The sequence below is a fragment of the Eisenbergiella porci genome (assembly GCF_009696275.1).
Lineage (GTDB): Bacteria > Bacillota > Clostridia > Lachnospirales > Lachnospiraceae > Eisenbergiella > Eisenbergiella porci.
This window is the reverse complement of the sequence record NZ_VUMI01000040.1, coordinates 23,264-35,515: the sequence shown is the minus strand read 5'-3', so window position 1 is coordinate 35,515 and position 12,252 is coordinate 23,264. Positions and strand designations below refer to the sequence as shown.

The 12,252-nt window shown below is 49.2% G+C and carries 12 protein-coding genes; 8 read left to right on the top strand and 4 right to left on the bottom strand.

Going from position 1 to position 12,252, the window contains the following annotated elements:
* The first annotated feature begins 98 nt into the window (after window positions 1–98).
* The 5 genes from FYJ45_RS20400 (at window position 99) to FYJ45_RS20380 (ending at window position 3,086) form a co-directional block, all read left to right on the top strand.
* Window positions 99–518 carry an Hsp20/alpha crystallin family protein gene (locus tag FYJ45_RS20400; protein WP_154467017.1) on the top strand — a complete coding sequence of 140 codons (420 nt, stop codon included), beginning with the start codon at window positions 99–101 and terminating at the stop codon, window positions 516–518.
* 126 nt (window positions 519–644) lie between these two features.
* Window positions 645–920, top strand: coding sequence for a hypothetical protein (locus tag FYJ45_RS20395; protein WP_154467016.1), 276 nt, complete (start codon window positions 645–647; stop codon window positions 918–920).
* A 286-nt stretch (window positions 921–1,206) separates the two neighbouring features.
* Entirely contained in the window at window positions 1,207–1,680 is a 474-nt protein-coding gene (locus tag FYJ45_RS20390; RefSeq protein WP_021640005.1) for an Hsp20/alpha crystallin family protein, read from the top strand.
* A 215-nt stretch (window positions 1,681–1,895) separates the two neighbouring features.
* On the top strand, window positions 1,896–2,561 hold the full coding sequence (locus FYJ45_RS20385) for a pentapeptide repeat-containing protein (RefSeq protein WP_195841910.1): 666 nt from the start codon (window positions 1,896–1,898) through the stop codon (window positions 2,559–2,561).
* A 42-nt stretch (window positions 2,562–2,603) separates the two neighbouring features.
* Window positions 2,604–3,086 carry a YbaK/EbsC family protein gene (locus FYJ45_RS20380; protein WP_154467014.1) on the top strand — a complete coding sequence of 161 codons (483 nt, stop codon included), beginning with the start codon at window positions 2,604–2,606 and terminating at the stop codon, window positions 3,084–3,086.
* A gap of 242 nt (window positions 3,087–3,328) precedes the next feature.
* Here FYJ45_RS20380 and FYJ45_RS20375 read toward each other — a convergent pair whose 3' ends face one another.
* The 3 genes from FYJ45_RS20375 to FYJ45_RS20365 form a co-directional block, all read right to left on the bottom strand.
* A complete protein-coding gene (locus FYJ45_RS20375) occupies window positions 3,329–4,213 on the bottom strand; it encodes a carbohydrate ABC transporter permease (protein ID WP_154467013.1) in 885 nt (294 codons plus the stop codon).
* Between the two features lie 17 nt (window positions 4,214–4,230).
* A complete protein-coding gene (locus FYJ45_RS20370; RefSeq protein ID WP_021640000.1) occupies window positions 4,231–5,148 on the bottom strand; it encodes an ABC transporter permease in 918 nt (305 codons plus the stop codon).
* Between the two features lie 113 nt (window positions 5,149–5,261).
* A complete protein-coding gene (locus tag FYJ45_RS20365; RefSeq protein WP_154467012.1) occupies window positions 5,262–6,803 on the bottom strand; it encodes an ABC transporter substrate-binding protein in 1,542 nt (513 codons plus the stop codon).
* Window positions 6,804–7,740: 937 nt separating this feature from the next.
* Here FYJ45_RS20365 and recQ point away from each other — a divergent pair.
* The 3 genes from recQ (at window position 7,741) to FYJ45_RS20350 (ending at window position 11,123) form a co-directional block, all read left to right on the top strand.
* Window positions 7,741–10,095, top strand: a complete 2,355-nt coding sequence (recQ, locus tag FYJ45_RS20360; protein WP_154467011.1) for a DNA helicase RecQ — start codon at window positions 7,741–7,743, stop codon at window positions 10,093–10,095.
* A gap of 246 nt (window positions 10,096–10,341) precedes the next feature.
* Window positions 10,342–10,941: a hypothetical protein gene (locus tag FYJ45_RS20355; protein ID WP_154467010.1), complete on the top strand. Its 600-nt coding sequence runs from the start codon at window positions 10,342–10,344 to the stop codon at window positions 10,939–10,941.
* Window positions 10,929–11,123 (top strand): hypothetical protein, encoded by a 195-nt coding sequence (locus FYJ45_RS20350; protein ID WP_154467009.1) that lies wholly within the window; start codon window positions 10,929–10,931, stop codon window positions 11,121–11,123. Before FYJ45_RS20355 ends, FYJ45_RS20350 begins: the two co-directional genes overlap by 13 nt.
* A gap of 181 nt (window positions 11,124–11,304) precedes the next feature.
* Here FYJ45_RS20350 and FYJ45_RS20345 read toward each other — a convergent pair whose 3' ends face one another.
* Window positions 11,305–12,195 (bottom strand): ROK family protein, encoded by an 891-nt coding sequence (locus FYJ45_RS20345; RefSeq protein WP_154467008.1) that lies wholly within the window; start codon window positions 12,193–12,195, stop codon window positions 11,305–11,307.
* Window positions 12,196–12,252: the final 57 nt, after the last annotated feature.

The window sequence follows — 12,252 nt, the reverse complement described above, 5'->3', positions numbered from 1 at the left end:
AAACATCGAAAGATGAGGGTACTTTTATACCGGAGTCGGAACCTGCGTTCCAGACATGTAAACGATAATTTTTATTTTACAGAAAAGGAGCGATAATTATGTTAATGCCTAGTATTTTTGGAGAAAATTTATTTGACGAATGGATGAGCTTTCCGTTCAGGAATTTCAACACGAACAGCCTTATGAAAACCGATATCAGGGAAACGGACGGCAGCTTTGAACTGGACATTGATATGCCCGGGTTTAACAAAGAGGATTTAAAGGCGGAGCTGAAGGAAGGCTACCTTACCATCAGCGCTTCCACGAACAAAGATAATGGCGAGAAGGACGAGAATGGCAGATATATCAGAAGAGAGAGATATGTGGGATCCTGCAGCAGAAGCTTCTACGTGGGCGAGGATATTAAACAGGACGATATCAAGGCGAAATTTGAGAACGGTATCCTGAAGATTTCCGTTCCTAAGAAAGAAGCGCAGCCGAAGGTGGAAGAAGATAAGCACATTGCGATTGAAGGCTGACAAAGTGGCAAGGCTTACAAGGCCGGCGGCAATAAAGCCGGATGCAGCGGCTCGGATAGAGAAAGGCCGCTGTAAGAGGAGAATGCTGTGGTAATTGGTGTCTGATTTCAATAGGCTCTCGGAATCTTGAGCCCGGGACTGGAAATCATAAAAAGTGCCGGTTCCCGGAGTATCCCCGACAGAAAAGCCAGAAAGGATGGCGTGGAGATGGTTCTCCCTGAGGTCGGCAGACCACTTTGTATAGGAAGTGACCTTGAACTCCACGGAGAGGAGGATGGAACGGAGCATGTCGGAAGGAAGCCTTGGCTCAGGACCGAAATCAGAATAACGGTCCTGCATGATGAGATCGATTTCAGAGAGGTCAAGGTTCCAGAATTTTTCCATGATATCCCATGTGGATGACGGAAGGGATTCGGCGGCATCCGGATAGTATTTACGCAGTTGTTCCAGAACACGGTTCTGGTAGGCGGCATGTCCGCCAATGTTAATAGGTTTCAATTAAGAAACACCCCCAATCAAGAAGATACCTTATTGATTAAGGGCGCGGAGCGCCGCATTTTTTGAGCGGTTTGTCAACCCTTTTTTTGAAAAAAGTTGGGGGAATTTATAAAAATGGAATCTCAGAAGCCGCATAAAATAAGGCTTGGAGATTCCGAGAGTCTATTTCAGAAGAATGGAGGAATGACTTATGTTGATGCCCAGTATTTTTGGAGAGAATTTATTTGATGATTTCATGGATTTTCCGTTTGATGATAAATGGGAGAAGAAGCTGAACAAGGAGTTCTTTGGGAAAAAGAATCCGTTGTACGGCAAAAATGCTTCCCGCCTGATGAAGACCGATGTGCGTGAAACAGATAATTCCTACGAACTGGATGTGGATCTGCCCGGATTCAAGAAGGACGAGATTCAGGTAGAGCTGGAGAACGGCTATCTGACAATCAGCGCGGAGAAGGGCCTGGATAAGGAGGACGAGAAGAAAGGCAGGTATATCCGCAGAGAACGTTATGCAGGAGCCTGCAGCCGTACCTTCTATGTTGGCGAGGATTTGGAACAGGCGGATATTAAGGCCAGCTTCAAGCATGGTATCCTGAAGCTTTCCGTTCCCAAAAAGGAAGAAAAGAAACAGGTGGAAGAGCATAATTATATAGCGATTGAAGGCTGATTCCGTCTGCCGCATGGCAGGCCGGACAATCGTTTTGGATAATACGGAATTGGAAGTTTCCTTCTTTATAGGCATCGGCGAAGCCGGGCGCAGCAGCGTTTCCCGCTTTGCCGGTGTCTTTTTTTGTTCGCGGAGGTTTGTGCAATTATGCCATTTTCCTTTTTCACGTACTGTGTTAGACTTATCCTCAGAAAATAATGCAGGGGGAAATGGGCATGGAGAAAAAAATAGTAAGAGTCGCGCCGCCGCAGCTGGGGCGTTCGCTCAGGGAAGCAGAGGACGGCATGGCGCTTCTTGGCAATGCCTGCAGGGAGGATATGCCTGTGGAGCAATGCCATATCCGCGGACTAATTGCGGAAAACCAGGATTTTTATAAAATAAATCTGGAAGGCGTGATTTTTGAAAACTGTACCTTCCTGCACTGTAATTTCGAAAAAGCCAGTTTTATCGATGTGCGGTTTAAGACCTGCGATTTATCCAACAGCCGCCTGGACGACTGTTATTTCAGCCGCTGCGAATTCCTTTCAGTAAAAGGGGTGGGTGCGGATTTCCATGAAAGCCTGCTGAAGGAGGTGCGCATGGAGGAATGCGGCCTTTCTTTTGCCAATTTCAGCGGAACCAGGTGGGAATCGGCGGTATGGAACGCCTGCGATATGCAGGAAAGCTATCTGGCGGACTGTCGTTTTAAAAAAATGGAATGGAAGGGGCTGAACCTGAAGCGGGCCAGTTTTTTCCATACGCCCTTAAAAGGAATGGATCTGCGCGGGAATGAGATTGAGGGCATTGTTTTATCGGAGGAAAAAGGGGAGCTGCGGGGAGCGGTGACGGATTTATATCAGGCGGCGGAGCTTGCGAGGCTGCTGGGGATTGTTATAAAATAGGGTCTGTAAAAAAGGCCGGACAGCGGAAAGGAAGACAGGAAAATGGCAATTGACAAGGTAAGGAATTATTTGAAAAAATGGAATGCGGACGGCAGGATTCTGGAATTTGAGGTTTCCAGCGCCACGGTGGAGCTGGCGGCGCAGGCGCTTCACTGCGAAGGCAAAAGAATTGCGAAGACACTGTCCTTTGATTTAGGGGATCACTGCATCCTTATCGTGACTGCAGGGGATGCAAAAATAGATAACGCAAAGTATAAGGCAAAATTCGGGAAAAAGGCGAAAATGCTTCCTGCCGTCGAGGTGGAAGAGAAAATCGGACATGCCGTGGGAGGCGTGTGCCCGTTTGCTGTGAATGAGAATATATCGGTTTATCTGGATGAATCACTGAAACGTTTTGACACAGTGTTCCCTGCCTGCGGCAGCAGCAACAGCGCGATTGAAGTTAACATGGAGGAGCTGGAGGAATACTCCGAAGCCTGTGAATGGGTGGATGTCTGCAAGGATTGGGCGCAGGCGGAGAGTTGATTTCGGACGGACCGGGGTCAGGATAAGCAGGGATCGGGATGCGTACAAGCCAGGATAAGCAGGAATCCGGAAGAGTCCGTATACAGAAGGAACGGGATAAGGAGTGGGAAAAATTCGCTGAAAGGGGTGGCAGTTTGCTGTCTTATGACAGCGGGAAAGTCCCGGGCATTCTGTGCCGCACGGACTTTCCCTTTTGTAATTTTTCCGTAGCTGTGAGGGCACTGGAGAATTAAGTCTTTTGCTTAACCCTTTACAGCGCCGATGGCAATACCTTTTACAAAATATTTTTGCATGAAAGGATATATAATCATAACCGGCAGAATGCCCATTACGGTCAGAGCCATGCGGACTGAGGTGGAAGGCAGATCGGCGGTGTTAATATTGCCTCCGGCCTGCGCCTGTTGCCGCAGGGAGTCGAGATCCCTCTGGATATTCATCAGCAGTACCTGGATACTGAACATACGATCGTCGTTCAGATAGTACAGACCGTTCATCCAGTCGTTCCAGTAGGCCAGGCCAACAAGCAGTCCGATGGTGGCGATGATGGGCAGGGCCATGGGCAGTACGATGCCGAAAAGTATCTTAAATTCGCTGGCGCCGTCAACCCGGGCCGCCTCAATGACCGCATCCGGAATATTAGCGGTGAAATAGGTACGCATCATAATAACGTTGAAAGCGCTCATCAGCAGGTTGGGGATAAGCAGGGCGAATACGGTGTTGCGGATATGGAAGGTTTGGGTCCACATAAGGTATGAGGGAACCAGACCACCGGAAAAAAGCATGGTGAAGAATAAATAAAAGGCGAATATGTTCCTGCCCGGCAGTTCCTTCCGTGAAAGCGGATAGGCATACAGTGTGGTGAACAGCAGGTTGCACGCCGTACCGATTGCAGTCACCAGAAAGGAAATTGCATAACCGCGGAATACTGCGGCAGATTTCGTAAACAGATATTCATATGCATAGGTACTGAACTTCTCAGGAAAGAAGCTGTAGCCGTTTGTGATCAGAGTCTGTTCTTCAGTGATGGAGGACATAATCAGCAGTATGAAAGGTGCAATTGCACAAATAATAAGAAAGCTCAACAGGATATGAGCAAAAATTTGGAATCCTTTTCCCTTGTCTACCATAATATGCTGCCTCCTTCTTAAAACAGGGAACTCTCATTGTCCACCTTGCGGACAATAAAGTTAGCGGTTACTACCAGAATGAATCCTACAACAGACTGATATACGCCTGCTGCGGAGGACATGCCGATGTTGTTGGTCTGCATCAGGCCGCGGTACACATAGGTATCGATGGTCTGGGTCACGCTGATCAGGGGACCGGAGTTCTGGGGAACCTGATAGAACAGACCGAAATCAGACCGGAAGATACCGCCCAGGGCCATCAGGGTCAAAATGATAATTGTAGATTTCAGGCCGGGCAGTGTTACATTTTTGATTTGCTGCCAACGGCTGGCACCATCTACCACGGCCGCCTCATACAAAGTGTGGTCAATACCGCAGATGGTGGCATAATACAGTATCATGTTGTAGCCCAGGCCTTTCCAGATGTTGATGACAACCAGGATGACAGGCCAGTATTTAGGGCTGTTGTACCAGTCGATAGGTTTTGCGCCGAAAGCAGCCAGAAGCGAGTTGTTGATATAACCATTGCTGCTGCTCAGGAAAGCAAATGCCAGATAGCTGACGATAACCATGGAAATAAGGTAGGGAATGAGGATTACGGTCTGGTACAGCTGTTTGGCTTTTTTGCTGTGGACTTCGTTAAGGATAATGGCCACTGCAACAGCCAATATGGTGCCCAGCCCGATAAATACCAGGTTATAGAGCAGGGTATTCCGAATCATGACGAAGGCATCTTTAGTGCGGAAAAGGAATTCAAAATTTTTAAAACCGCACCACGGACTGCCATAGATGCCGTCTCTGGCGTTATACTGTCGGAACGCGATCTGAATGCCAAACATGGGAATGTAGCAATTGATAAACAGATAGATGACGCCAGGCACGAACATCAAATAAAGGGGCCAGAATCGTTTCAGCTTTTTTCTGACATTCTTCATATTTTAGTCCTCCCTATGATTTGATAATGTGTAAAGAAGAGGCGGGTTGGGGAGCAACCCATACCCGCCTTCCTTTTTCTGCATGCATATGTTTATATCAGGGTTTCCGGAGTTTATTTCTTACCTGCCAGAAACTCATCCAGTTGACGCTGTTTCTCTGCAATGATTTCATTGATGCCGGCGCTTTCCAGTTCAGCAATGAACTTGGGAAGGTTTTCATTCGGGTCCATAGCGCCCCAGCGAAGAGCTGTGTGATATGCGGATACAACGTTGTTGCAGGCGGTAACCTGGTTCAATACCGGGTTGCTGTCCCAGGAGAAGCCATGGGCAGGACTGGCAACACCGCTTTCGTTGAACTTATTCAGCTCATCCCACAGGTCAGCCTGAGCACCCTTCCAGAGAGGAGTAATCTGCTGGTTAGGCCAAGCCCAGTCAACGGAGGAATAACCGCTGGCATTAGGATCCACGCCTTCGGGAGTGGTAATAAAGGTTTTGGAATCATCGGTGTATACCCAATGCTTGCCTTCGATACCATTGATAAACAGGTTGGAAACCTCAGGATCGGTATACATCAGGTTCCACAGCTCCATAGCCTTCTCAGGATGGGGTGAGCTGTAAGGAATGATGAAGGAGTTGCCGTTGGATACGTCGGTATATTTGTAAGGCTCAACCACTTTCATGAATACCACTTCTTTGCCTGTGGACTTATAGTTTTCCAATTCCTTGCCGGGCTTCCAGTTTTCAAACATTGCAAAACCGTTGCCGGAGAGCAGGTTGTTTTCGGTGGTTGTGGTAGCATCAGGCATGATCAGGCCTTCCTGATTCCATTTGTACATCATTTCACAGAATTTACGGTAGCTTTCAGTTGCATAATAGTTCACAACCTCTGTGGTGTCGTTATAAACATTTTCCAGAATGCCCAGGTTATCGCCCAGAGGATCAGTAGGCAGAGTTTCCTGCATACCGCCGCCGGCCCATGTGGGAACGAGAGGATACATGTCGGGATATGCTTCGTGAACCTGAGTCAGGATTTTGTACATATCATCGTAAGTACCCATTTCAGGAACTTCGATTCCAAGTTCGTCCACGATATCCTTGCGCATGGAGAAGCCTGCGGAACGGGAAGTGTCCTTCATGTCGGGAAGCGCATACAGTGTACCGCCGAAACGGCAGGCATCCAAGTCAACAGGATTGATAACTTCAAGAGCGCCCTGTCCGTATTTTTCAACCAGATCGTCCAGAGCTGTAGCATAGTTGTTACGCACAATAGCAGCCAGCTGGCCGTTAACGTTATTATAGTTCAGCATATCGATGGGTTCACCGGAAGTAAGAGCCAGATTGATCTGTTCTGCGTCCTGACCGCGGACAAGCTCGATTTCAACACCGATTTTCTCGCGGGTAATCTCGCTGATAGCGGCGGCAACCTCGTTGCAGTCTTCGGTATCGGCACTGCCGACGCCCCATACCACCAGCTTTACAATCTCGCCGTTATTCTCACTGCCGCCGGTATTTTCGGCGCTTGCGCCTTCATTGGAAGCGCCTGCATTGTCTGAATTTCCTGTGCTGCCTGTACTGGCGCTGCCGCATGCGGCAAGGCTGGCTGCCATTACGCCGGCCAGCAGTAAAGCTGCACCCTGTCTCCAAAATTTAATCATGTTATTTCGCTCCTAACTTGGTTAGTAGTAGTTATTAAAGCCCCTCTCCAAGGGCTGGGTCATGATGTAAGGGCCGCCGCAGCCGGCATGTCCTGCCTGCCCATTGTCCGCGAAACGGAAAACAGTGCAAAAAGGTTCTAGCTACAGTCCCCTGCATTGTAGATAATTGCCTTTCTTATCCGACAGCTAATGGATAGGGAAGGTGTGTGTCTGTCCTGACAGGTTAACCACTGTCAAAATGCGCAGGCGGTTCAAAGCCTGACTTAAATCTCTGCTTTTTCATACTCTTTTTCATCCCTCCTTTTTCAGACTGTCTGAAAACCTCCTTTTGGGTATAAAACCCGCTTCCGTTATTTTCCTGAGTACAATTTATGTTCTCCGTAAAACACTCTCCGGGAAGCTTTTTCCCCTGAAGCAGCCGGTTATCCGGCTGTTTTGTTTTCGGACAATCCTCTTTCTTGATTAATATTATATTTATCGTTAAACTAAATCTTTTTATTATATTGCCATTACTTTATAAACTTTGTCAATATAAATCACAATAAAAAACATAAATTTAGTAATTATATACAAATTTATTTATGTAAATTGGTAATTAATTCCAGTTATATCGTTAAACTTACAAACAGAAGTTAAAAAGCCTCAGAAAGCAAAAGCGTGTATGCAGCGGCAGGATTTTTGGGAAAAAAGATTTTCCGTAAAGAAAGGCGGATGGAAAAAAACGTGGTAAACGGCGCATTTTGATTGCATAACCGGACATATCTGTGATAGGATGAAAGCATCGAATTTCTGTTGAGGCCATAAGTGCCTTGTCATGTGTGTATTGTGTGAGTCTTGAAGAGAGATCTCCCTGGATTTCCGAAAATAACGGAAAAGAACAGACGGAAAAAAGGAAGAGGCGGCCGGATACGGCGGGCTTTTTATTTGGAGGAACGAAATGGATAAATATCAGATATTGAAGCAGTATTTTGGATATGACAGCTTCAGGGACGGACAGGAACTGCTGATAGACGGTATTTTGCAGGGACAGGATGTCCTTGGAATTATGCCTACCGGAGCGGGAAAGTCTCTCTGCTATCAGGTGCCTGCTTTAATGCTGCCCGGAATTACGCTGGTGATATCGCCCCTGATATCCCTGATGAAGGATCAGGTAGGGGCCTTGAACAGCGTGGGAATCCATGCGGCCTTCCTGAACAGCTCACTTACATATGGTCAGTACAGGAAGGCATTGGAATACGCGAAGGCCGGACGATATCCCATCATTTATGTGGCGCCGGAGCGGCTGGTGACGGAGGAATTCCTGGATTTTGCCAGAACTGCCAAAATTTCCATGGTTGCCGTGGATGAGGCGCACTGTGTCTCCCAATGGGGACAGGATTTCCGTCCCAGCTATCTGAAAATTTCAGAGTTTATCGGATTGCTGCCTGAGCGGCCGGTGGTCGGCGCTTTTACGGCAACGGCTACTAAAGAGGTCAGGGATGATATCATAGATATTCTTATGCTCCGTACCCCGGAGGTGTTGACGACCGGTTTTGACCGGCCGAATCTCTATTTTGCCGTGCAGACTCCCAAAGATAAATATGCCACGATGAAAAATTATCTGGAGCTTCACAGGGAAGAAAGCGGGATTATTTACTGCCTGACCAGAAAAGTGGTGGAGGAGGTCTGCGAGCGGCTGCGGGGAGACGGTTTTCCGGTCACCCGTTACCATGCGGGACTCAGTGACGGTGAAAGGAGACAGAACCAGGACGATTTTATTTATGACAGATATCCGGTTATGGTGGCTACCAATGCCTTTGGAATGGGTATTGATAAATCCAATGTGCGGTATGTGATACACTATAATATGCCTAAGAATATGGAGTCGTATTACCAGGAGGCCGGCCGCGCGGGCAGAGACGGGGAGCCGGCGGAATGTATCCTCCTCTACGGCGGCCAGGATGTGGTGACGAACCAGTTTTTTATCGATAATAACCAGGATAATCAGGAGATGGATCCGCTGACAAAGGAGCTTGTGATGGAGAGGGACAGGGACCGGCTCCGGAAGATGACATATTACTGCTTTACCAATGAGTGCCTGAGGGATTACATTCTGCGGTATTTCGGAGAATATGGCTCCAATTACTGCGGGAACTGCTCCAACTGCTTAAGCCAGTTTGAGGAAGTGGACGTGACGGAGATTGCGAGAGTCCTGCTGGGCTGCGTGCTTGCTTGCCGCCAGCGGTATGGGACGAATGTGATTATAGACACGGTGCATGGTGCAAACACGGCGAAAATCAGGCAGTACCGGATGGATGAGAATCCGCATTACGGAGAGCTGTCCAAGGTGCCTGCCTATAAGCTGCGTCAGGTGATGAATTATCTGATGCTGAATGAATATCTGGCCGTCACCAACGATGAATACGCCATCGTAAAGCTTACCGGGAAGTCAAAGCTTATCCTGGAAGAGGATGAGACGGTGATGATGAAAATGGCGAAGGAGCAGGAGCATCCTGCGAAGGCTGCCGGTGAAAAGAAAGGCAAAAAGAGCAGGGGCGCCGCCGCCTTCGATCTGGATGAGGAGGATGAGAAGCTGTTTGAAGTCCTGCGCGGACTGCGCGGGGAAATCGCACGAAAGGAAGGCGTGCCGCCTTATATAGTTTTTTCGGATAAGTCGCTGGTGCATATGTGCGTGATACGGCCTGTGGATAAGAATGAGATGCTGTCAGTATCAGGCGTTGGTGAGTTCAAGTTTGAAAAATACGGAGATCAGTTCCTGCAATGTATCGCCCGGTTCAACCGGGAGAACGGCAAGACGGATGAACCGGACAGCCTGGGCGCTGTGGATTTTTCCAGCCTGGATTATGATGTGGTGCAGGATTATGAAGGGGCGCCGGAGCTGGAAGCGGATGCGGGAAAAGAGGAACTGCCGGCTGGTACGAAAATAGGGAAAAAGACGAAGGAAGAATTTGTGATGACGGAGGAAATCGCGTCCCAGATACACTATGCCCCGCGGATGTCCTTAAGCGATCTTGTGGGTCAGATGAATGATTTGCGGGATGAGAGCACGACGAAACGTCTGACCATAAAGGCGGTGGAGCAGATGCTGCTGGAGGAAGGGCTTTTTGAACTGAAATTCGTCAATCGGATGCCGCTGCGGAAGATAACGGAATATGGGAAGGATTTTGGGATAGAAGCCGAGGTACGGGTCAGTTCCAAAGGGAATGAATATGAGGTGTTTTATTATACGCAGGAGGCGCAGAGAGGGATTGTGGAGCTGCTGCTGACTGCGGAGGATGAAACAAGGTGCTGAATCATTGCATTCTTCTGTACAGCGGACCGGATATCTGTCGTCACCAAGGAGGAATATGCCATCGTGAAGCTTACCGGGAAGTAAAAGCTTATCCTGGGGAGGATGAGACGGTGCTATGGAAATGGCGAAGGAGAGGGATATTATGCTGTTTCAAAAAGAAAAGATAGAGGTAATTGGGGGTGTTTGGCGGCATTTCCCTCGGAGCATCTGCTTCTTGCTGTGCGGGGCAGCCGCGGGAGATTAAGCATGGACTGGTTTGAGCCGGAAAAAGAAGCCAGAGGATGCGAAGCGGATTATCGCTCTATCCTGTATCTGGGCGAAACCCCGCTGCTCAGGATACAGGCCAACGGCTCCCCTACCTGTGAGAGTATGCTGGCGGCGGGTTACGGGATACCGGAGGATTGCAGGGAAATCTATTCGGTCCGGGCTGCATTGGATAAGCCATATGCCGGACTTGCGGATGCGCTGGAGCGGGTGAGGCCGGTCCTTGGACTGCTCCAGCCGGGAATTTATGTATTGTCCTATTCGGATTATTATCCAACCGATGGTGACGGGCATTTCTTCTGGGATGTACCGGAGTCATTGACGTCATTCAAAGCGACGTCGGAATACTATGATTCAGATAAGCATCGTGTGCTTCCCTGTTTCCCCTGTTATCTCTATCCTGCGCAGAGCGCACAAAAGTACGATCCTCAGCAGGCGGAAAACTATCGGCGGCGCCTCAGGGCGGGGGAGGCGCTTCCTCCTGTTTTGGCCTATTCGCTCTGGGGATATATGAGTGTCCTTCTGGATGGGCCCACCGCGCCTGCGCTTGTGCGCTGGAGGAAAAAACAGTGCCGGCCATGACCATATCGCGTCCGGGGCGTATCTGGAGAGAGGGAATCCTGCATATTGTCTGGCCGGACGGGAGCGAGACGCCGGCGGCGGACATCATCACTCCTGCGCAGCAAAAACTCTTTGACTGCCCGTTGGGAAGGAAACGAAGGGGAACGCCTCCTGCAGGACAGGAGGTTGACAGATCTGGCTGAATAAAAATGTCTCACTCCGGGAGCGGGGAGTGAGGCATTTTTAGAACGGCGGCGGGAAGCACCTGTTTGTTTGGCTGGTTAGGCTGGTGGATGCAAAGAACTGCCTTCTGGCTGGCTTTGCCATAAGCCCTGACGTTTTCTATTTAAACCACGGCAGCGCTGGCAAATCGTCAAAGCAGCGTCACGCATCCATACCCGTTTCATAAAACGGTTTTACAGCGCCGAACAGGCCGGCATCATTGGCGAGCCTGGCGGGAACAATTTCGGCCAGCTGTCGGTACTGGGGCGGAAGCTGGCGGTTTGTATGTTTTTCCAGGAGAGGAATCAGGATGTCGCTTTGCTTTGAAATGCCGCCGCCGATTACCACCCTGTCAGGGTCAAGCATCAGGATATTGTTCGCCAGGATACGGCCCAGCTTTTCGGTCCAGTCCTCCAACAGCCGGAGGCAGCAGGGATCATTGTCACGGACGCGCTGGATAAAGGCAAAGCCGTCGAGCTGTTCGCCGGTAAGCTCCGAGGCCCTTCTGAGAATTCCCAGGGTGGAATAATTGATTTCCAGGTATTCTTCAGAGGAGGAATAATCACTGTAGCCGATTTCCCCGCTCTGAAAATGGCTGCCAAGATATGGCCTGCCATCCAGAATCAGGGCGCTGCCGATACCGGTTCCCAGGGTGATGCACAGCAGGACACGGCTGCCCTGGCCGCTGCCCAGCCAGTACTCCCCTAAAGCGGCGGCAGTACCGTCGTTCATAATAGACACCTTGAGAGACGGATTATGTTGCCGGAGGAATTCAGGAATATTCACGCCTTTAAGATAGGGCAGATTCTCAACGCCGCCCATGCACAGTCCGTCCGATTGGATAAAGCCCGGACAGGACAGCCCTACATTTACGGCGCCGCAGGCAATAGCCTTATCGATAACAGGCAGCAGGTGCTGATAGAATTCATCCAGGTTTTTCAGGCCGGAGGTGGGAAAGGAATCTTTCCCGGTGAGCTTTCCGTCTGCCGTGACATAAGCATATTTGGCGGAGGTACCGCCGATGTCAATGGAAAGTGAAAGGTTTTTCTGCATAGTAATACTCCTCGTTTGTTTTTTATTTTAACAGAAGGAAAATAGTAACAGTTCAAC

What these genes read in the sequence shown, in the direction of transcription:
- FYJ45_RS20400 (WP_154467017.1), top strand. Translation starts at nt 99, where the DNA reads ATGTTAATGCCTAGTATTTTTGGAGAAAATTTATTTGACGAATGGATG.
- FYJ45_RS20390 (WP_021640005.1), top strand. Translation starts at nt 1,207, where the DNA reads ATGTTGATGCCCAGTATTTTTGGAGAGAATTTATTTGATGATTTCATG.
- FYJ45_RS20385 (WP_195841910.1), top strand. Translation starts at nt 1,896, where the DNA reads ATGGAGAAAAAAATAGTAAGAGTCGCGCCGCCGCAGCTGGGGCGTTCG.
- FYJ45_RS20380 (WP_154467014.1), top strand. Translation starts at nt 2,604, where the DNA reads ATGGCAATTGACAAGGTAAGGAATTATTTGAAAAAATGGAATGCGGAC.
- FYJ45_RS20375 (WP_154467013.1), bottom strand. Translation starts at nt 4,213, where the DNA reads ATGGTAGACAAGGGAAAAGGATTCCAAATTTTTGCTCATATCCTGTTG.
- FYJ45_RS20370 (WP_021640000.1), bottom strand. Translation starts at nt 5,148, where the DNA reads ATGAAGAATGTCAGAAAAAAGCTGAAACGATTCTGGCCCCTTTATTTG.
- FYJ45_RS20365 (WP_154467012.1), bottom strand. Translation starts at nt 6,803, where the DNA reads ATGATTAAATTTTGGAGACAGGGTGCAGCTTTACTGCTGGCCGGCGTA.
- recQ (WP_154467011.1), top strand. Translation starts at nt 7,741, where the DNA reads ATGGATAAATATCAGATATTGAAGCAGTATTTTGGATATGACAGCTTC.
- FYJ45_RS20355 (WP_154467010.1), top strand. Translation starts at nt 10,342, where the DNA reads ATGGACTGGTTTGAGCCGGAAAAAGAAGCCAGAGGATGCGAAGCGGAT.
- FYJ45_RS20345 (WP_154467008.1), bottom strand. Translation starts at nt 12,195, where the DNA reads ATGCAGAAAAACCTTTCACTTTCCATTGACATCGGCGGTACCTCCGCC.